Genomic DNA, 1,567 nt, shown 5'->3' with positions numbered 1-1,567 from the left:
GTCTTCTCATCCGGTCTTCGTCTCGGGGGCGGCCGCCTCCTGGCTCGATCCTCCGATGGCGCTGCGCGTCACCTTGACCCTGACCTTTTCCGCGATCTCGAGCGTTATCGTCGTATCCGTCATCCCCGTGACGATGCCGTGCAGACCGCCGGAGGTGACCACCCGGTCCCCCGTCTTGAGGTTCTTGACGAAATCCTGATGCTTCCTCGCCTGCTTCTGCTGGGGCCGGATGAGAATGAAATAGAAGACCACGAACATGAGCAGAAGAGGGACGATGCCCGTGAGCCCGCCGAACCCTCCCTCGCCTTTCCCGCCCATGGCATGCGCAAGACCTGTGAAAAACATGGCTTTCCGCCCTCCCGAAATTCCTTATTCACCACCTGAACCGGGTGATTCTTTCACAAAATTCCCAAAATTTCCAATAGAAATTGCCTCGCGGATCCGTTCCATCCATTGCCGGTAATAGTGCAGGTTGTGCACCGTCAGCGCCATCGAGGAGAGAATCTCCCTCTGGAGATAAAGATGCCTGAGATAGGCGCGGGAGAAGGTCAGGCACGTGGGACAGCCGCACGCCTCGTCCGGGGGGCGGGGATCGTCGGCGTACCGCGCCTGCTTGATCGACACCGGCCCCGCCGAGGTGAAGAGCATCCCGTTCCGGGCATTCCTCGTGGGCAGCACGCAGTCGAACAGGTCCACCCCCCGGGACACGGCGAACCGGATGTCCTCCGGCGTCCCGACCCCCATCAGGTATCGCGGCTTCTCCGCGGGAAGGAGGGGGGCGGTGAACTCCACCGTCTCCCGCAACCGTTCCTTCCCCTCCCCGACGCTTAACCCCCCGATCGCGTATCCGGGAAACGGGAGGGCGCAGATCTCCTCGACACTGCGCCTGCGGAGGTCCCGGACCATCCCCCCCTGGACGATTCCGAACAGGCCGCCCTCCTCCCTCCGGGACGCGGCGAGGCTGCGGCGCGCCCACGCGGAGGTCCTTCTCACGGCCTCCTCCACATCCTTTCGCCCGGCGGGGTATTCCACGCATTCGTCGAGGACCATCCGGACGTCGGAGCCGAGCGCCTCCTGGATCTCCACGGCGAGCTCCGGCGAAAGGAGGTGCCTCGAGCCGTCGATGTGGGACCGGAACGTCACCTCGTCGTCGGACACCGTCCGGAGGGAACTCAAGGAGAAGACCTGGTACCCCCCGCTGTCGGTCACGACCGGGCGGTCCCACCCCATGAACCGGTGCACCCCGCCGAGACTGCGGATCCGCTCGTGGCCCGGCCGCAGATACAGGTGATAGGTGTTCGCGAGGAGGCATTCGTACCCCATCTCCTTCAGCTGGAACGGCCAGACTCCCTTGACGGTCGCCGCCGTCCCGACGGGCAGAAACGCCGGGGTTTGGACTTCCCCGCGCTCCGTCGCGATCGTTCCCGCGCGGGCGCGGGAGCCCGGGTCGCGTGCCGTCACAGTAAAGGAGATCGCCAATCGTGTCTCCGTAAGAACAGGGACGGTCCTGTCGTCCCTGCTCATCTTATCCACCCTCTGTCGTGAACCGCGGTCCCGTTGTGCTATT

The 1,567-nt window shown here is 64.5% G+C and carries 2 protein-coding genes; both read right to left on the bottom strand.

Annotated features, from left to right (window positions below; genetic code table 11):
- Positions 1–6: 6 nt before the first annotated feature.
- The gene (gene yajC / locus VJ307_07080; protein ID HJX73903.1) at positions 7–345 is read right to left on the bottom strand and encodes a preprotein translocase subunit YajC; all 339 of its coding nucleotides are present in this window, start codon (positions 343–345) and stop codon (positions 7–9) included.
- A 24-nt stretch (positions 346–369) separates the two neighbouring features.
- Positions 370–1,524, bottom strand: coding sequence for a tRNA guanosine(34) transglycosylase Tgt (tgt, locus tag VJ307_07075; protein ID HJX73902.1), 1,155 nt, complete (start codon positions 1,522–1,524; stop codon positions 370–372).
- Positions 1,525–1,567 lie beyond the last annotated feature (43 nt).

It is taken from the genome of Candidatus Deferrimicrobiaceae bacterium (assembly GCA_035256765.1).
GTDB lineage: Bacteria > Desulfobacterota > Deferrimicrobia > Deferrimicrobiales > Deferrimicrobiaceae > CSP1-8.
Note: the sequence above shows the minus strand (reverse complement) of the source record. Positions and strands in the feature narration are given on the sequence as shown.